The 19,010-nt window shown below is 68.9% G+C and carries 8 protein-coding genes (1 of these 8 only partly in view); 1 reads left to right on the forward strand and 7 read right to left on the reverse strand.

From position 1 onward, the window contains the following. The 4 genes from AB0M14_RS01690 to AB0M14_RS01705 all read right to left on the reverse strand — a co-directional run. Nucleotides 1-13,528: the 5' end (the start) of a LuxR C-terminal-related transcriptional regulator gene (locus tag AB0M14_RS01690; RefSeq protein WP_364987188.1), read on the reverse strand. The gene continues 25,997 nt to the left of window position 1, outside the view; only the first 13,528 of its 39,525 coding nucleotides appear in the window; it begins with the start codon at nt 13,526-13,528; the stop codon falls past the left edge of the window. Between the two features lie 17 nt (nt 13,529-13,545). Further along, on the reverse strand, nt 13,546-14,043 hold the full coding sequence (locus AB0M14_RS01695) for a YbaB/EbfC family nucleoid-associated protein (protein WP_364987191.1): 498 nt from the start codon (nt 14,041-14,043) through the stop codon (nt 13,546-13,548). 60 nt (nt 14,044-14,103) lie between these two features. Next, complete coding sequence (locus AB0M14_RS01700) at nt 14,104-14,568, reverse strand: hypothetical protein (protein ID WP_364987195.1); 465 nt, start codon at nt 14,566-14,568, stop codon at nt 14,104-14,106. Nucleotides 14,569-14,640: 72 nt separating this feature from the next. Beyond that, on the reverse strand, nt 14,641-16,227 hold the full coding sequence (locus tag AB0M14_RS01705; RefSeq protein WP_364987199.1) for a hypothetical protein: 1,587 nt from the start codon (nt 16,225-16,227) through the stop codon (nt 14,641-14,643). Between the two features lie 405 nt (nt 16,228-16,632). Here AB0M14_RS01705 and AB0M14_RS01710 point away from each other — a divergent pair, with 405 nt between their 5' ends. Beyond that, the gene (locus tag AB0M14_RS01710; protein WP_364987206.1) at nt 16,633-17,307 is read left to right on the forward strand and encodes a response regulator transcription factor; all 675 of its coding nucleotides are present in this window, start codon (nt 16,633-16,635) and stop codon (nt 17,305-17,307) included. Here the strand turns inward: AB0M14_RS01710 and AB0M14_RS01715 are convergent. The 3 genes from AB0M14_RS01715 to AB0M14_RS01725 are packed head-to-tail and all read right to left on the reverse strand — an operon-like array spanning nt 17,274 to nt 18,444. Further along, the gene (locus tag AB0M14_RS01715) at nt 17,274-17,570 is read right to left on the reverse strand and encodes a hypothetical protein (protein WP_364987211.1); all 297 of its coding nucleotides are present in this window, start codon (nt 17,568-17,570) and stop codon (nt 17,274-17,276) included. The genes AB0M14_RS01710 and AB0M14_RS01715 overlap by 34 nt on opposite strands. Nucleotides 17,571-17,629: 59 nt before the next feature. Next, nucleotides 17,630-17,902 carry a hypothetical protein gene (locus AB0M14_RS01720; protein ID WP_364987215.1) on the reverse strand — a complete coding sequence of 91 codons (273 nt, stop codon included), beginning with the start codon at nt 17,900-17,902 and terminating at the stop codon, nt 17,630-17,632. Between the two features lie 38 nt (nt 17,903-17,940). Further along, a complete protein-coding gene (locus AB0M14_RS01725; protein ID WP_364987218.1) occupies nt 17,941-18,444 on the reverse strand; it encodes a hypothetical protein in 504 nt (167 codons plus the stop codon). Nucleotides 18,445-19,010: the final 566 nt, after the last annotated feature.

A 19,010-nucleotide genomic window follows, 5' to 3' on the forward strand; every position in this document is an offset into this window, starting at 1 on the left:
CGTCGGAGCCGTATTTGAGCAGGAACGGCGGCTGCTGGTACTTCCACTCGGTGCGCTCGTGCTTGCGCGGGTGCTCGCCCGGACCCTTCGGGTTGCCCGCCGAGTCCGGGCGGGGATCGGCTGTCGACGGCTGAGCGTCGGGATCCGGCACGACTTGCGCGAACTTGATATCGAGCGGAATATTCGCTCCGGCGGCGATATTCAGCAGGCCCTGGACGTCGGTGCCCGGGCGCATGGCGCGCCCCAACGCTTGCCGGTAGCCGACCGTATCGGTATCCGTGCCGAAAACCACGATCTCGCTGTAGGGGAAGACAGTGCTCGGGTTGGCGGCCGGACGCACACCCACGCGATCCGTAATGGGGATCAGTCCAAGGGAATCCATCGCGATGAGCTGGTAGCCACGCGCGTCGATACGATCCAGTTGCTCGTCGTCGCGGCGGATCTGGTTGACGGCGTCGCGCAGCGCGGCTACCCGCTGGGCACCTTCGGACCGTTCGCCACGGTAGCGGGGGTTCAGCTCCGCGGTGTCGATGTCGCCGAACCGTTCGGCGACCCGATCAGCGGCCTGCCGGCTCTCGGCGAGCTGTTCGGCGAGCTCGGCTTCCCGTGCCTGCGCCTGGGCCTGCTTGGTGGTCAGGTCGGAGTGGGCGATCTCCAGCTTGGTCAGTTCGAAGTTCGCCACGCTGGCCGCCCGCTCGACGGTCCGCCGTTCGGCGGGCGTGAGGTCCTGTGCCCGTTCCAGTTCCGCCCGCAGGTCGCCGAGCTTCTCGCGGCCGGTCTCCAGTTGCCGTTCGGCGGCCGAAAGCAGGTCCTGCGCGTACTCGCGGACGATCTGCGCACCCTCCAGGTCCTGGGTGAGCGCGTCGATGCGATTGATCAGCTCGAGATCGTCGCGGAATCGGTCCACCGTGCCGGTGTCGCCGAATTCCTCGATCAGGCTGTCCCGCAATGCCTGCCGGTTGTCGAGCACCGCCTGCTGCGCCGCGTCCAGGTTCGACAGTTGCAGGTCGACAAATGTCTTGCGCAGCGCTTCGGCATGTTCACGCAAGGCGCGGTCCTCGGCGTTGCGCGCCTCGATCCGATCGGCCAGCTGATCGAGATCGGCCTGCTGCCGCGCCGGGATCGGGTCGCCGGCCTCGGCCAGCTCGCCGAGCGCCAGCGCCTGCGCCGTCAGTTCCCGGACCTCGGTGTCGATCACGATCCGCGCGTCCAGCGCCGCGCGGATCTCCCCGAATACCTGCCGGCCGTCCGGTGGCGCGTTGGCCGGGGGCTGCCGGTGCGGGGGCTGAGCCGGATTCTGGTCAGGCGTCTGGCCCAACCGCAGGTCGTCGGCGGGTAGCGCCGCGTTCTGGTCACCGAAGTTCGGCAGCACGGCGCCCTTGGCGTACCCGATGGCCCAGACTTCGCGGGTTTCCGACCGGGTGCCGCCGGTCAGTTCCGCCAGCGATACCCGGTCGCCATCGGCGGTGATGAACCATTCCAGGCCGGTCCGCCTGGATTCGATCTCGTCGTAGGTGACCCGCTGGTTGTTCACTACGTATTGGGTGCCACCGAGGAACTTCACCGTGGACAGGTGCCCGCCGACATCATGCTGATCGACGGTCCAGCGCTGGTCGATCAGCACCACGAAGGTGCCGGGTCCCTGCGTGCGCATCGCCTCGACGACTCTGGCATGGCCGCGGGCGTCGGTGTTGTCGAATCCCCCGGGGCGCGCACCGCGCAATCGCGCCTGAACTTCACGCCACTCCAGACCGGAAAGGTTGTCCGGCAACGGGTTCGGGACATCGGCGAGGTCGCCCTGGTCGGCGACGAGGCGGCTCAACCCCTCCGAGACACAGGTGCTGATCGCGGCCGGACCGCGCGGGTCGATCTCGGTGGTGTAGTGATTCACCAGCGCCGCAAGGGCTTCGATCTCCTTGGCGGTCTGGCGGACCTCGGCCCGCAGCTGTTCGTGCAGCGTGGCCAGTGCGGCGCGGTCGCGCACGAACAGGTCGGCGAACTTCTCCGCCTTGAACTTTCCGAAGGCCGCCTTCGCTTGCGCGTCGGTCATGCCGTAGATATCGGCGCCGTGCAGCCGGATCCAATCCTGGTCCGGCACCGGCTGTCCCGGAACCACAACCGGGCCGCCCAGTTGCAGTTGCAGGACGAGCAGGTCGACATCGGGGATCAGCGCGGCCAGGTGTGCGGGAGCGTCGGTCTGGCGGATCGGGGCGATGTCGTCGGCGACGCGCGGGTCCCGGGTGAACAGGTTCGGGTCGGCGGCAAGCCGGGCGAGCAGTGCGTCGATCTCTTTGGCCTGCTTCGGCTTCGCCTTCTTCAGCGCCTCGAGGGTGGCCTTGGGGTCGGTACGCAAGTCGTCCCGGGTCACCATCAGCTTGTCCAGCGTGCTGTCGAGTTTGTGATAGTCGTCCAGGTCGTGCAGAATCCGCGCGTATTCGGCCAGCGCCTCGATCTGGGCGGCGCGGACCTGGTTGTCGAAACGCAGCCGCTCCAGGGTGGCGTCGAGGTGACCGGGCGTCAGGTCGACTCGCCCGACCGGCAGCTTGCCGACCAATTCCGTGATGGCCGTTTCGATTTCGGCCCGCGACAGCTTGGCGATTTCGGCCGCCGGGTCGCTGGGCGGCGCCGGCGCCGCGGCGGTGACGATCTGCCACGGCTGCTCGCCGGTGCGCACCATGGTGACGGTCAGGTCCCGGCCGTCGAAGTCGCCGGAGAAGTGCCGTACCTCCGGCGCGCCCACGATGGCCGAGGCCACCTTCCAGGTGCCGTCCGGAGCCTCGCGCGGCCACACCACCCGGTACTCGACCGCGAGCTGGCCGGTGTTGATCAGGTCGATCAGCCGCGCGTTCGCCGGATCCGCGAGCGCTTTCGCCAGCGCCGCGTCGTGTGTCCCGTCATTGCCGATCAGCACCAGCCGCAGCGGCGAACCGACCAAACCGACGCCCGGGTGGTTGACCGGGTCGAGCAGCCGGCCACCGTGGACCTGAATCCATTCGTCGGCGGCGATGCCGGCCATCACCTCGGCGTGCTCACCGAAATTGTCCCCGGCGTCGAGGAACCGTTGCGCCTGCCGCTCGAAGGCCGCGACATCCCGTTGTAGATTGTCCAGCCGGGTCTGCAACTCGGTCAGCGCGTCCGGATCGGTGGCGTCGACGCCGAGCAGGTGGGCCCGCTGGTCCACCTCGGTGCGAATGTGGTGCCGGCGCAGCGCTTCCTCGTTGAATCTGCGGCCTTCGGGCGTGTCGCGATGGGACAGGTCCCACCACATACGGCCGCCCTGCATGTTGTTGTTGACTCCGGTCCAGCTGAGCGTGCCGATCCGGCCGCCGAGCTTGGCCGCGACCTCGAGCGCGTACCGCTCCTGTGGACTGGGGCGGTTGACGACCGCCGCCGGTAGCAGATGGGAAAGATCGACGTCGGTCCGGAACGGAATGTCAGCGTTCTCCGCGTCGTACCGGGCCAGTGCCGCCCGCAATTCCTCGGTCGAAACCGCTTGGCGAGTCAGCAGATATTTGGCCTGATCGACGGCGGCCTGCACCGCCTCCGGCGTCAGCGGGTCCGGCAGCCGGATACCCAGCGCACCCGCCAACGCCGGCAACGCCTTTGCCTCGTCGTCCAGCTCCCGGGCGGCCTGCTGGACTTCCCGGCCCCATTCGGCCAGTTCGTCGTGCACCCGCGCGGACGGGTCGTGCTCGGCGTCGGCCGCAACACCCGGTTCCAGCGAGGCGTCGACACGGGCCGTTGGCGGGGCCGGAAGCTGCTGGCGCTCAGGAGCTTTGGTAACCAGTCGCTCCTTGAGGCCGAGCCGGTCGAGTTCGGCGTCGGTCTCTCTGAGGGCATTCGGGTCGACGTCGTCGCGGGTGTAGTCGTAGACCTCACCGGTCCGGCCGACCGGCCCCTGCGACTCCGCCCCGGTGTGGCGACCACGCAGGAAGTTCCAGATCTTGGGCCAGTTGCGCTTGAGGTTGACCAGTTCGCGCAGGGTCAGTGCCGGGTTGGCCTCGAAGCCGGTCAAGAAGTCACTGTCGACCACATGCCCGACGCCCTGCACCGCGGCCGACTGCCCCTCCGGAACCAGCTCGGACGGCGGATGCACCGGGTTGGTCACGTCCCGCTGCATCATGCGGTTGCGCATGCGCTGCCACAGATTCGGCTTCTTACCCGGAGCCTTCGCCACCTCGGTGGCGGGAATCTCGGGGGCGGCCAGGCGTTCGGCCGGTTCGACGCGCCAACCGCCGGAACCGTCCGGTGTCAGCCGGACCGGCACCCGGTCGCCGCCGATTTCCAGGTCGATCCGCACCGGGTCGCCCGGGGTGGAACCCGCCTGCGTCAGCTGGGTGACATCGGCCAGATCCACTACCGCTTGCGCGCGGGCCAGCGTCTCGGCGCGCAGCCGGGCCAGCGTGGCGCCGAGGTTCGCGGGGTCCAGACCGTCTGCGGGTACGCCGAGCAGATTCTTCCAGCGATCCCGGACCTGCTCGATCTCGGTTCGCTGAGCCCGGTCCACTGCGGCCTCGTGCCGGTTGACGGCGGTTTCCAGCGCTTCGATCGCCCCGGCCCGCAACAGGATCCGGTACCGCTCCTGCGCGACGGTCGTCGCCAGATTCGACGGATCCCGTTGCTCGGCGGTCAAACCGAGCTGATCCGCCAGCGAGTCCTGCACCTGGGCGGCCGTCAGCGGGCGCGGGGCGCCGGCCGGTGGCGGCGACTGCAACGGTCCGGCGATCGCTTTCGGGTCCGCCTCGGGAAGCGGCGGCGCCGCTTGCTCATCCGGCAGCGTGTGGTCGGCGCGCTGGAAGGCGACGGCCGCGTCGCGCTCGGCGAAGAATTCGTCCAGCAGCGCCACGTAATCCGTCGCCGACATGCCGGGCGGCCGGTTCGGCGGATAACGCCAGTAGCGTTCGCCGGGGTGCCGCTCGTCGGCCGTCAGCGGCTCGAAGTTCTGCGGAAATACCATGTGCTGGTCGGCCAGGCCACCGGCCGTGCTGTCCAGGAATCTGCGCATCAGCGCCATCTGCGCCATGTCGAGCAGTGCGGCCTGTGGATCAGGCAGCGCACCAAGGGTTTCGGTGAGCCCCAGGCGCGCCGACAGCGCCGCGGTATAGGCGGCGCCCGGCGCCGGTGGGGTGGTCGCCTGGTCCGGTTCGGTACGTAGCGACGGGGTTTCGTCGAAGAACCGCGCGGCTTGATGCACCGGATCGTTGGGCCGCCGCACCGGGGGCGGATCCTGGCCGACCCGCAGCGCGGCGTCTGGCATCGGTCCGTCATGGCCCAGCCCCGAGACGATGGCGTTGTTCTTGACGATGAACGCCCAGGTCGCCGTGGTCTCCTGCGGTGTGCCGCCGGTCAATTCGGCCAGGGTCATCGGGACCGCGTCGGGATCGATCTCGATGCGTGCGGGCAGTGCGGCGTCGGGGTCGAGATCGATCTCGAACAGCCGTTCCCGGCCCTGGTCGTCGACGCCGTCGAACAGCACCACCCGGCCGTCGACCTCGTAGAGCTTGCGGCCCAGGTATGTGGTCGTGGTCAGGTGGCCGCCGACGCCGTAATCATCGACCGTCGAGCGCTGGTCGAGCAGCAGCCCCGAAGCACCGGGATCCTGCCGAGCCAGTACCAGCAGGAAGTTCGCGTGCGCACTGCGGCGTGCCGACGCCTGGAACGGTGCGGGCTCGGCATCGAGGTGTTGCGCGATCTCGCTCCACGGAACACCGCCGAGCCGACCCGGGTCGGCCGAGAAGGCCGCGGCGAGCCGGGGATGGCGTGCCAGCAGCTGCGCGAAAGCCGTTGTCACACAGTGGTTGACCGGCAGGCCACCGGTGGGCAGCCGCTGGTATGCCGGAGCGAGCGCTTCCAGGGCGGCGATGTCGGTGGCGGCTTGCCGCACCTCGTTACGCAGCTCCTGGAGCGTTTGGACGATCTGTTCCGGGCTGCGCAGCGCCGCGCCCGCGAGATCGCCCGCCCGGATTTTCTTGTACATCGCCTCCGCCGCCGCGGGCGTTGCGTTGTCGATATCGACGCCGAGCAAGCGAATCCAGTCGCTGTCCGGGTTCTGGATATCCGGCGACGACTCCGGGAGCGGCAGACCCTCCCGCGCCAAGGCCAGGAAATCGGCGAGCTCCCCGGTCAGCGGGGAAACCTGGTCGAAGGCGTCGGGGTGGTACATGGGCATGCCGCCCGGCCGGCGCCGGTCGTTCGCATCGTAGAGATTCGGGTCGAAATCGACGAGATCCGGATCGGCGCTCAGCATCGCGGCCAGCTTGTCGTACTTCGCCGCACGCTCAGGATGCGCCGTCTTCAATTCCTTCAATGCCTCGAGCGGGCGGCCGCGCAGGTCGGCGCGCAGCACCTTCGCTTCGTGCAGCGCGACGTTGAAAGCGTTGTAGCGGGCCACCTCCGAGTGCAGGCGGGCGAGATCGGCGAGCGCTTCGATACGAGCCGCACGCAGCGTGTTCGCGGCACGCAGCGCGTCGAGGGCGGCATTGACCCGGTCCGGAGCGAGCTCGTCGAGAGGCAAGTCGAGGCGGTCCGCGGCGTCCTCCACCCGGGCCACGAGCTGCGCGGTCGACAGGGTGGCCGGATCGGGCGCCGGAATCCGGTTGTCCGGCGGTGTCATCGACACTTCGGTCGGGATGACGCGCCAGCGGCCGTCGGCGTCCTGAGCCACGGTGATTTCGAGTCCGCGGCCCAGCTCGGTACCGGAGTAGTGGCGCACCTGCGGAGCCGGCAACTCGCCCACGTGCACGACACCGTTGCGGTCGGCCCAGGCGACCCGGTACTCGAGTTCCAATGCGCCGTTGGTGAGCTGTTCCGCGATCTGGGCGTGGTCCGGATCGGCGAGCAGGCTCGCCAGCTGCTGATCGTGGCCGCCACCGTCGTTGATCACCACCAGGCGATCCGGGCTGCCGGGCAACCGGCCGATGCCCGGAGCCAGCACCTCGCCGCCGGCCTCGGTGATCCACCGGCTTCCGGCGTCGACCGCCATCTCGTTGGCGAGCGCGGTGAAGGCGGTGTCGGCGGCGGTATAGGCCGTGGCCAGGCGCTTGAACGCGGCGGCCTGGTCAGCCATTTCAGCCGCTTTGTCGTGCAGAGCGGTCAGTGCCGCCGCCACCTGCTCCGGACTGTGCTCGGTCGAATCGAGATCGAGCACTTCCGCCAGCGAGTTGTTCTCGGCGCGAACCTGGTCGCGCTGCAACGCCTCCCGGAAAGCCTGCAGTGCCTCCGGGCTCGGATTGCCCTCCGGATCCCACCAGAACTTCAGTTTCGTCGGATTGTTGTTGACGCTGTTGGCGTCGGCGCTGAGCTCGGGCAGCCCTTGGGCTCGGTTTTGCTCGCTGCGGTTGCGTTCGAGCAGGTCGGGACGGTTGTAGTTCGTCGCCAGATACCGCATGCGGTCGTTTTCGTGGTGGTAGCGCGTGGCGGCTTCCGCGTATGCGACGGCCAGACCCGCCTGCCGCACTGCTCGGTGGTGTGCCTCGTCGACCGCCCGCTGGACCGCGTCCGGGCTCAGGTCGGCCAAGGGCAGCGACAGCGCGGCCGCGGCATCATAGAGCGCGGTGCCTGCGGACTTGCGATCGTCGATCGCCACGCCCAGCTCATCGGCGCGTTCGGCGAACTCAGCGTCGGCAACCGGTCCCTGCGGTGTCGCGTCGTCGACGGGCGGCGCGACGTCGTCGTGCAGGTCGGCCCGCTCGGGCGGCGCGGCCGGCTGCGGCTCATCGACCTTGGTGCTCGCCGGGAACCTCCGGCGCAGCATGGTAATGAACTGCTCACGTCCGTCCCACAGCTTCTTCGCCTGCAGCGCGAAGAACGCAGGATCCCAATTCATCCCGTCGACGTCGGCGATCGATTGGCCACTGAGCACCTCGGCCGAGGCGACCTGAGCGTTGTAGTGGTCGCTGTTGTTCTCGGACCCTAGGGCGTACTGAATCGGGCGTCCGGTGCCGTGACTGCCGAGGTGCGAGCGCAGCCAATCCCGCACTCTTCTGTTCTTCCCGGCCGGGGTGGCCGGGTCATCCGCCGGATCCGGCACGGCGGGTGGTGCGAGCGGATCGGCAGGGCGCACCGACCAGCCACCGGCGCCATCGGCGATCAGCAGCACCGGCACGCGCTGGTCGTCGATTTCGACGGTGTAGCGGCGGGTTTCGCCCTCGGCCACCGGCGTCCCGCCGGCGAAGGCATCCGCGGCCTGCACGGCGTCGGCCAGATCGGTCAGAGCGACCGCCCGGGCCAGCACGTCCGCGCGCAACTCCCGCAGCGTGGTTTCGATCTGCCCCTCAACCAGATCGGTCGGCGAAAGCCCCAGCAGCGTGGACCATTTCGTAGCGATACGGCGCAGATCCGCGCGCTGGCTTCGGTCGGCGTCCGGGTTTCGGGCCGGGTCGGTGGCGGCGTACCGGGCCATCACCTGCGCGAGCGCCTCGATCGCACCGGCCCGCAGCATTGTCCGATAACGCTGTGTCGCAATGGTTTCCGCGATATTGGCCGGATCGACGTCAGTGGCGGCCAAGCCCAGTCGGCTCAGCAGCCGATCTCGGGCCGACAGCGGCGAAAGTAGTTGCGGAGCACGACCGTTCGGGGCCGCCGGGGCTGGCCCCAGGGTCGGCGCGATCGCCCGCGGCGACAGCGGCGGCATCGTAGGCGCGGGGGAATCGGTGTCGACCGACGGATTGGCGCGCACCTCGTCGCGGTCGCGCGTGAACTCCGGGTCCGGCGCTGAGGTATCCGGGGCGTAGTTCCAGAACCGTTCACCCAGGTGCTGTTCTTCGAGATCGAGCGGTGCCAAGTCGTCGGGACCCATGGACTCGCCCATGTGGCCGGTGTTCGGCGTCGGATCGAGGAAGCCACGGGCCCAGGCCATTTGGGCCAGATCGGCCAGGGCACGATGCGGATCGGTCAGATTGGGCAGCGCGTCGCCGAGGCCGAGTGCGTCGGCCAGGCGGGTGAGCCGGTCCAGCTCGGCAACGGGCAGAGCAGGCGTCGGCTCCGCCGGGTCGGGGGTGGGCTGCGCCGGGTCGGGGGTGGGCTGCGCGGGGTCGGGGGTGGGCTGCGCGGGGTCGGGGGTGGGCTGCGCGGGGTCGGGGGTGGGCTGCGCGGGGTCGGGGGTGGGCTGCGCGGGATCCGGCTGAGTCGAGTCCGGCTGTGACGGATCCGGTTCCGGCTGAGCGGGTTCCGGCCGTCGTGGCAAATCGTCAAGATACCGCTGCACATCGCGCATCGGGTCCGACGGCCCGTCGCGCTCGTCGAGCGGGCCGGGCATATTCTGGTCGGCCTCATCTTCGTCGCGGCCACCGGTGCCCGCCGCCAGCGAGCGACGGATGACCTCGTCGGAGAGCGGCCGGGTCTGCTGGCCCTCCTCGTTGTAGATCATCACCCAGGTCTTCGTCGCGGGTGCGAGGTTCTCGGGATCGAATTCGAAGACCTCGTTGGGGTTCCGCAGCGGGTCGTACACCATGACCTTGCCGGTTTTGGCGTCGTGATACATGGTGAAGGCGTGGTGGCCGATGTTCTGCGGAGCCGGCCTGCGCAGCAGGCGGTTACGCGGCCGGTAATCCGGATCCTGCACGACCAGAATGGCCGCCGCGTTGCCTCCGAGGAAGGCGAGCGCCTCGGCGGTCGCCTCCTGCGGTGACTTCTTCCGCGTGGGCGGCACCGGCGTGAGCAGGGAGCCGGCGTGCGCCTCCAGCTTGTGGTAATCCAAGCCGTCGGTGCCGATATCGGTAGGCAGGGTGATGTCCGGATTCCCGGTGCGGACCTGCGCCATCCACAGCGCTTGTACAGCGCAACCGTTCTCGGCGAGCGGCGGCCGTCCGTCGGTCGGCTGCCGGGTATCCGCAGCATGATCGGGCGCGGTGAAATCCGCGGCTCCGTACTGGTGCGAGGCAATATCCTCCAGCCGGTACATGGTGTCGACCGGGAGATTGTTCGGCGGGCGTGCACCTTCGGTCTCCGGGCCATTCCACTGCTGGTACAGCCCGGTGGTCGAGTCGCGCACGTGCACCTTGACGTCGTCGCCGAAATGGTGCTTGGTCTTCAGCGAGGTGTCCGCGTCGGCCGCCATACCCGCCAGAGCCACGTCCTGGGCCAAACCGGACAGGCGGCCGTCGTAACCGGCCTCCTTCGTCACATCGACGCCGTAGCCGTGCGCGATGATCGTGGTGACCGGTGGACCGCTGTACACCGGCCGCGTCGCGTTGAGCGCGATAAGATCACGCACCAGCTGATCGGCGCCCCGTCTGGCGTGCCCGGTGGTGATGGCTCCGAGCTTGCCCGGCTGGTCGTAACCCAGCCACGCGATGGACGCCGCCGATTCCCCGGACCGCAGCCGGCCGAGGGTCGCGCGGTGCTCGTTCGCCGCCAACTGGACCACGTCGCCGAGGCTCACCTCGCGGCCCGGGACGTGCACCGTGACGTGGGTAGCGTAGTTCGGACTGCCGAAAGCGACAGCGACCCTGCCCTTTCCGTCGAACGCGGCGGAATCGTAGTACAGCACCCGGACCGGAACATCGGATCCCAGGGCGGCCGCGTACGCTTCGGCCTGGTTCAGCGCGTCGATCGTGCTCCGCACCGTCAGGAGCTGCCGATGCTCAGCGGCGGTCAGGTTGCTCCGCTCGAGCAACGTATCGATGTGCTTGTCGGGGTCGAGCAGCCTGCGGAACTCCCGCACGTCCGCCGGGGTGAGATCCGAGTCTGTGAGCAGCTTGCCGACGCGTCTGCCGGTGGAGCGCCCCCGATCGCCGAGCAGCTCCAGCAGCTGGGCGCGCTGGGCGGCGCTCAGGTTGGCCTCGCCGAGCAGCTCCGCCATCCGAGACCGCGGATCGGTCAGGTTCTGCAGTTCCTGGCGCTGTTCGGGGGTCAGCCCGGCCCGGTCCATCAAATCGTCGCGGTCCCTGGCCATCTGCTGACGACTCGCGCTGTCCACTGCCACCGGGTTGGAAATGCCGGGGGCGGTGGCGAGAACGCTGGGATACACATCGACCAGCAGCTGCCGGGCCTCGTCCAGTGTGTAGCCGAGCGACTCGGCCGTACGCATGATCGCCAGCCAGCGGTCGGCGTTGACGCCGGCCAGATCCTCGATATCACTTTGCGAGGCAGCGGGATCGGGCAGGAAATCCGAGGCGGTCAGATCCTCGTCGACGGCGCGCAGCAGGGCATCGGCCTGATCCACCTGTTCGCCGGTCGGCCGGGTCGGGGTCTGCGGTACAGCCCGGCCTGCGAGCCGGGAGCTGTCGGGGGCCGGGGCGGCGGGGAGCCGTCCGGTTTCGGGGTCCGAAGCCGGCGCCGAGGGCCGGTTGGTGCTCGGCGGCGTAGTGCTGGGCGCGGCGGGAGTCGCCGGCGGCGGGGGCGGCGGCAGCACCGGCGCGGCAGCCTGCTCGTCGTCGGGATTCACTCCCTCGTCGGGCACCTGCAGCTGGTTGTCGCTGTCCGCCTCGTCGGGCGTATTAGCCTGCGGGGCTTCATTTTCCGAGCGCTGAGCGGCAACCGGGTCGGTGTTGCCGACATTCGGCGACGCGGCTTGGGCGGCCGCACCGGCCCGGGGCCGGCCGGTTTCCGGCGTCGCGGCGGCCTCCGGCGTCGCGGGCACGGGCGGGGTGGCGCTCGTGCCGTCGGAAACGTTCTCGCCCACGCGCGCCTCGCCCGGCAGCGGCGGACGCGGGTTGACCCCGGTGCTGGATTGACCGGTAGCCGGTGTCGCCGAGGAGCCCGGCGCCGAAGACGAAGCACCTGGCGCGACGCTCGACGCACCCGGCGCCGCACCCGAGGTTCCGGGCGCCGCACCCGGCGCTGCCGGAGCAACACCTGAAACACCCGGCGCGGCAGCGGATCCCGGCGCCGCGACGCCGCCCGGCACGGAAGCACCCGGCGTCGTGGCACCCGGCGTGCTCGCCGCCGGAGTGCTGGTCCCGGGTGCGCCGCCGGTGTCGGTCGACGTTGCGGACGGAGACGTCGAGGCCGGGGACGTGCCCGGCGAGTCCGCGGTGGGGTCGGCGAGCTGGGCCGGATCATTCAGGGCGGCAGGATCATTCAGCGCCGCACCGGGATCGCTGGCCGCCGCGCCCGGATCGGTCGTAGCGCCGCCGGGATCGGTGCCGGCCGCGCCCGGATCGGTGCCGGAGACACCGGGGCGGTCGCCCGGCGCACTCGAATCACCAGGCTGTACTTCCGAACTACCGCTGTTCGCACCAGAATTCGCGGTCGACTCGGTATCGGTGCCCGCACCCGGTTCACTGGCCTGCGACCCCGCCTGCGGTCCCGCGGCCGGCGCTTGCGCGCCCGCACCCGGTTCGGCCGCGCCGGCCTGCGGCTGGCTCGACTGCGGAGCACCGGTGTCCTGGCCGGGCGCAGCGGTATTGGTCGCGCCCGCGGTGCTCGTACTGGGGCTGCCCTCACCTGCGCCGTTGGTGTTCGTACCGCCACCGTTGGTATTGGCCTGGCCCGGACTGGAGCTACCGGAGTTCGGGTCATTGGCGCCGCCGGGCTGTGGCGAGGTGCCGTCAGGTTGCGGCGAGGTGCCCTCGGGCCCGGTTCCAGGGTCGGGCATCGTACCGACCCGCACCGGCGCCGGGCCGTTGAAGTTCATTGGGCCGTTGTGCTGGGTTTGGCCCCGCCACCCGTACACCGCGCTCGGCCCGGCGCCGGAGATACCACCGCCGACCAGTCCGTGCCAGGAGAATTCACCGGTCAACCCGGCCGCGACCAGCGCACCCGCCATGCCGGCGCCGATGCCGACCAGCGCACCGCCGGTCGCACCCGCGATCCCCGGTGTCCGCAGGCCACGCGGCAGCAGATGGTTGAGGCCGAAACCGGCGCCACCACCGCCGGCGCCGGCGAAGAAGGAGACCCAGGCGTTCTTCCAGATCGCCTGCAGGTCCCAACCCTGGGAATTCAGACCCTCGGCGATCACGATGCCCTGCACCGCGGCTTCCTGGACGGTGCCCTGGAAGATCTCGACCAGACCTTCCTGCAGCATTTCGTAGACAACCTTGCCCATGATCTCCTGGGCCCGGTCGGAAATGAAGCGCCGGCCAAGGGCTTGTTCGATAGCGCGGGCCAGCCTCCGTCCCAGCCACTGCGTCGTCCGCTGCGTCATGAAGATCAACGGGCCCTGTGAGGCCCACCCGGCCGGGCCACTAGCGAGCGCGATCGCCAGCTCGGTTGCCAGCCAGGCGAGCGCGAAAATCGTATTCAGGTGATTGGCGTGTACCTGTCCGGCGAAATCGTCGACCGCGATGGCAAGATCGTCAAACATCTTGCTCATCAGTTCGATCGAGCCGAGCTTCGGATCGTCGCCGTGGATAACCCGGTTCAGCTCATCGAAGATTTTCTGGCCGCCGGCGCCCTGCGGATAGGACGCCTGCATGGAAGCGACGGCAGCATCGGCGTCCTGGACGATATCGCGCAGGATCTGCCGGGCTTTTTCACGCAGAACCTCGGAGGTCTTGACCAGATCATCCGGGTCGACGTGCGTGACCTCAGAGCCCGCTACCCAGCCGAGCCAGGCAAGCTCGGGGGGAATATCCCAGTAACCCATCTATATTCGCTCGCGCATCACCAGACCGAGTCGGTGACGCCCTTACCGGTGTCGTCGCTCACCTGATAGTCCACCACGTCGGTGAACACCATCTCCTCTTCATCCCGGTCTCGGGAACCCGGCGGCGAGACGAGGACGGGCGGCTCGGTGGGAATTTCGCTCTGGAAATCAGGGAGGCCTGGAATTACCTCATGGAGTTTGGGCAGCCGCTCACGCTGGGCACGCAGCGGCTCTACGAGTTGCTGGGTTTTGCCGGTCACGTCCTCGGCCGCCTGCTGCGCCAGCCGGGTGATCGCCTTGGCGATATCGTCGTAACTGTAGTCGCCGATGCCGCTGCCGAATTTGGTATCGATAACGACGCCGTTGGCGTTCACCGTCACCGTGATCTGCTTGTCTTTGGTGGAGGCGGTGCCCATGAGCTTCACGCGCTGCTGCTGCATCTTGACGATGTCCTGCATCTGACTGCGGAAATCCGCTAGCAGCCCGTGGATTTCGGCGTCCTCGCGTGCGCCCATCTTCTCACCACCTCACACAATCATCGGTCGGGGCCATGTGCCCCGTACTGCACGTCGGACTCAGATGGCCTCGATGTGATCGGCGCGGTCGCCCTCGCCCTTCTGTTTGTCCGCCCCGGTCTTCCGTTGCCCTTCGGCCAGTTCGCCCCAGGTCCCAGCCATTTTGGTGGTGCCCTCGAGCGCGTGCCCGAGCCGGGCTTTGAGCCCGTTCGGATCATCGGTGAATTTGGCTCCGAAAACCGGGTCGGAACCGACCATGGCGATCAGTCCATCCAGCTCGGCTTTGATGTCGCGGGCAATAGCGAGCAAGCCCGTATTGACCAGGTCGGTGTCGTCCGCCGCCTTCATCTGCAGATGAACGGTGTTCTCCACGGTCATCGCCGGCCTCCATTCCGTACGCTCCGCGCCGATCTTCGCATGAACCCTGGTTGGCCCGAAGTCGAAACTTGGTTGAACTGTTGGCTTCTGAGCATCCGGAGCGGCCCATCGATCGTAGGACTCTGGTATGCACAGGTTTTCGTCCATTCTGTCAGCAAGGTGGCGTCGCCACCCCGCCCACGACGAACGATTGACCTAAGATCCCGTTAGGAATCGGGCCTACACGTCGACCAGACCGTTGCGCTCCTGGAACCGCTTCTCGAACTCCTCGATGTACCGCGAGGGCGCGATCGACGACGAAGACTGCTCCAGCACACCGTCATCGGCGATATAGAACAGCGCGCGGCCGATGGCGATCTCGCCCGGGCTGGTCGGCACATACACCATGTAACCGCAGCTGAAGCGGTCGGCGCGCAACTGATCCAGCGGGTATCCCGTGGTGTCGAGCTCGCGTTCGGTGATGTAGCGGCGCACCTGGTCGATTGCGGTCTGCTCGGTGATCGGCTCCGGCATCGTCGATACGACACCAGCCATGGTGAGCTGGTAGAAGGCGCTGTCCAGATCGCGACTTCCGTCGTCGCCGAAAACACTGACCAGCGTGTCCCGGGTGACCACGCCGGCCTCGGCGGCCGCCACCAGCGTCGCCACCGCGGCGCGCTGGCCATCGGACGGCTCCGGGTCCACCAAGCCCGCGATCACATTGGTGACTGTCTCCGCGGTCCACAGCCCCGGCACCGCTTCGGTGAGCCGATCCGCCGCGGGCGACTCGCCGCGATGCCAGCGTCCGCCCTCCCACCAGTAGCAGAACGACAGCATGCCGCTGGCTGCCCGCGGATTCAGCACCGGATTGGCCACCCACTCCGGCGCTCCCGCATACAGATTCGGCAGCGGATCACCGCCGTTGTAGGCCGCATCCAGTGCGGGCGCGTTCCACACGCCGCCCGACAGCACGGCGCGGCCGCCCGGCAGGAGATAGAGGGTCGAGCCGCCGCGTTTGGCGCCCTCGAACCAGCCGAGCGAAGGCAGAATCCTCGGACCCCACTCGGATCCGATCGCCACGAACGCCGCGGCCATCACCGACCAGCGCGCCCACAGCATCGGCAGTGCCGGGAAATCCCGATCCGAAACCGCCGCTTGCACACCGGCTTCTCGGTCCGCGCGCGCCCAGGCGGCAGCCTCCGCCGGCGTGCGAGACTGGCGGTTGGCGTGGCCGACGTAGGCGGCCAGCCACACCGGCAGCCGATCACGCGGATGCGCCTGCAGGTCGGCCTGGTATACCTCGGCGGGGAACAGGTGATCGTCCGGGAAGGGCTCGTCACCGTAGTCGTAATCGATCTCGAGCTCGCCCGCCGGATTCAGTTGCAGCAGCAGCCGCCACCAGGGGCCGTCGCCGAACTCTGCCGAGATCTCGCGATGCCGCCGCACCAGTTCGAGCACCGACTCCGGCGGCTGGACGCGGACCGACCGCTCCTCGTCATCGCTGAAGACGATCTGGGCGACCTCAGCGACCGCAGTGCAGGCGAACACCGCGTTCAGCCTGGTCCAGCCCTGTGGGCCGGCCGAGGCGAGTTCACGGGCGAGGTTGTGGCCGATCTCGCGAGCCTGCTCGGCCGGGTCGGCAGCCGGGGCTGGGGCCGGGGCGGAATCGCCCAGCGCGAACTCGACGTCGGGCTCGGCGCCGGACTCCTCGAAGGCCTGCTGGAACTCCCGCAGGAACTCTTCGTCGGCGCGCTGCTCGGGAGTGAGATTCGGCTGCTGATCGCCGGGGACCTGGTTGTCGCGGGCCTCGTCGTCTGGGCTTGTCACGGTGCAGCTATCTCCTCATCCACGCACCCGCAACCGGGTTCCTCACAGGTGCGCGGTTACAGATTAGAGCCGACTTGCTGCCCCTCATCCTGGCACAGGATGTCGGAAGGCGACCCAGCAAGCCGAAACCCTCACCCCTCAGGAGGATTCACGGCCCCGCCTTGGCGGACCCCGACCCGCCTTCGTAGGGCTGGGACGAGGCCGCGGTGCTGCTGGCGGACCGGGGTGCTGGTCAACGGCTCCTTCGAAGGAAGCAGCTGGGAAGGAATTCTCTCGCACCAACTGGTCGTTCGTCTCGCTCGTGAGTCGTAACTTCCCTAAGAACCTGTCAAGGTCTCGAGTACGCCGATCCCCCGGCACCCCATACCTCTGCGGGCAGAACCTCCGGTTTGCGAGGATCGCTCCGTGAGACTTGCGATAGTCGAAGACGACCCAGGGGTCGGCGACGCCCTCGTCGCGGCGCTGCGTGCCAAGGACTATCAGGCCGACCATATCCGGCGCGGCGCCGATCTTCTCCTGACCCACGACCGCTACGACGCCGTCATTCTGGACCTCGGCCTTCCCGACATGGACGGTTTGGACGTGCTGCGCAAACTGCGGGAAGTCAGCTCGGTCCCGGTGCTGATCCTCACCGCGCGCAGCGGTGAACGCGCCGTTATCCGCGGCTTGCGAGCTGGAGCCGACGACTACCTGACCAAACCGCCCCGGGTTGGCGAACTGGTGGCCCGGCTCGAAACCGTCACCCGCCGCGCCAGTGTGCCCGCTACCCCGGCGCCCCGGGTGGTGGTCACCGGCGACGTCCGGGTCGACCTGCAAGCCCGAGTGGTCGAAGTGGCCGGGCGGCCGGTGACGCTGACGCACAAAGAGTTCGAGCTGGTCCGGATCCTGGTGGAACGTCCCGGCTCCGCCGTCAGCCGTCAGCAATTGATGGACCGCATCTGGGGTGATGCCTTCGCCGCTATCTCGCGCGCCCTCGACGTGCATATGGCCGCGCTGCGGGCGAAACTCGATCGACCGCGGCTGATCACCACGATCCGGGGATACGGCTACCGCTGGGAATCCGAACCGGGATCGGAGTGAGTTTCCGCCAGCAGCTGGTCGATCACGGCGCGCCGGGCCTGGGCATTCGAACCGTCGAGTTGACCGGCGAAGGCGGCCCGCGCCGCCGCGATGAGGTCCTCTGACACGACGGGGTAGGCCTTGGCGACCTCGATCAACGCGCCTCGGGTCGGCACATCCAGCCCGCTGTTGGAGCGCAGTCCGCCACCGGAGATCGCCGACGTCAACTCGCGTTCGAAGTTGCGCCGCAGTTCACTGGAACTGGGACGTCCCCTGCGTGCCATCGGCTCTCCTCGTCTGATCCGGCATCGACCTCGCCGCGAGACCATCCTGGCACACTGCCCTAGCGCAGGCCGTGGGACTGGAAGAGGCGCAGGCGGGCGGCTTTCCGGGCGGCGGCGTTGGTGCCGTCGAGTTGGCCGGTGAAGGCGGTGCGTGCCGTGGTGATCAGGGTTTCGGGGATGTCGGGGTAGGCGTTGGTGATGGCCCAGAGGGCGTTCTCGGTTTCGGTGTCCAGGGCGTTGTCCGAGGGGACGGCGTCGCCGGTGCAGACGGCGGCGAGCAGGGTTTCGAAGGTGGCCCGGAGTTCGTCGGGGGTTGGGTCGCTGTCACGCAATGGGTGCTCCTCACTCTCGAGTCATTGTGCGGGGTGGGTCAAGCGGTGAAGATGCGGGTGCGGCGGGCGGGGTCGGTGAGGACGTCGCGGATCAGCAGACCGAAGTCGAGGTCCGGGAGAACGGCGCGGTAGTAGACATCGCAGACGATGGCGCCGGCAACGGTCAGGACGAAACGGGTGGTCCGATCGTCGGTGTGCTGCCAATGCACGCCGATCTGCTGAGTATCCAGATCGATGAGCCGGTCCCCGGCGCGGAGGAACAGACGCCCGCCGTCGCGGTAGAAGACCATCGGCAGATCACCGACATTGTCGTAGAGCCCGGACACCGCGCCCAGCCCCAGCGAGCCGTTGCGCAAGGCTCCAGTGCGCGGATCGAATTCGGCGAATTCACCGACACCGGCGTGCGAGCGCACGACCAGCCCGGTCGGGGCCCGGTTGCCGTCGTCAGCCGGCGGACGGCCGTTGCCGTAGGCGGTCATGCGCGGGAATGCCCGCGACGACCGGGTCTGTGGCGCAGACGCCGCCGGGACCGGAGGTGGCATCGGCGGAACCTGCGGAGCCATGGGCGGAGCCGCCTGCCCCTCGGGCTGGTCCGCCGGCTGCCCGAACCCGTTCGCACCCTCACCGTTCGGTACCTGAGCATGCGCCGAATACATCGACGGCGATGCGGGCGGGTAATCCTTCGCCGCACCCGACGCTCCGTCATCACCCGACGGTGGTTCCCATGGGCGCGGCACCTCAGGCAGCGGTGGCGCGCTGGGCAGCACCGGATCTCCTGACGCCACAGGCCAACCCGACGAGGGCGCAGCCGGACCTCCTGGCGGAACGGACCAACCCGGCGGCAGTGCCGGCACCGCCGAATCTCCCGACGGTACAGACCATCCCGACGGAGGCTCCGACAACGCCAAATCGCCCGGCGGTACAGGCCAACCAGGCGGCGGCTCCGGCAACGCCAAATCGCCCGGCGGTGCAGGCCATCCCGACGGAGGCGCCGGCAACGCAGACTCACCCGGCGGCACGGACCAACCCGACGAGGGGGCAGCCGGATCTCCTGACGGTACGGACCAGCCCGGCGGCGGCGCGGGCACCGCCGATTCTCCCGACGGTC

Source organism: Nocardia sp. NPDC051832, from assembly GCF_040681285.1.
Taxonomy (GTDB): Bacteria; Actinomycetota; Actinomycetes; order Mycobacteriales; family Mycobacteriaceae; genus Nocardia.

Bases quoted from the DNA above. Each gene is read 5' to 3' on its own strand.
- AB0M14_RS01725 (WP_364987218.1), bottom strand. From the start codon at position 18,444: ATGCCACCTCCGGTCCCGGCGGCGTCTGCGCCACAGACCCGGTCGTCG.
- AB0M14_RS01700 (WP_364987195.1), bottom strand. From the start codon at position 14,568: ATGGACGAAAACCTGTGCATACCAGAGTCCTACGATCGATGGGCCGCT.
- AB0M14_RS01715 (WP_364987211.1), bottom strand. From the start codon at position 17,570: ATGGCACGCAGGGGACGTCCCAGTTCCAGTGAACTGCGGCGCAACTTC.
- AB0M14_RS01695 (WP_364987191.1), bottom strand. From the start codon at position 14,043: ATGGGCGCACGCGAGGACGCCGAAATCCACGGGCTGCTAGCGGATTTC.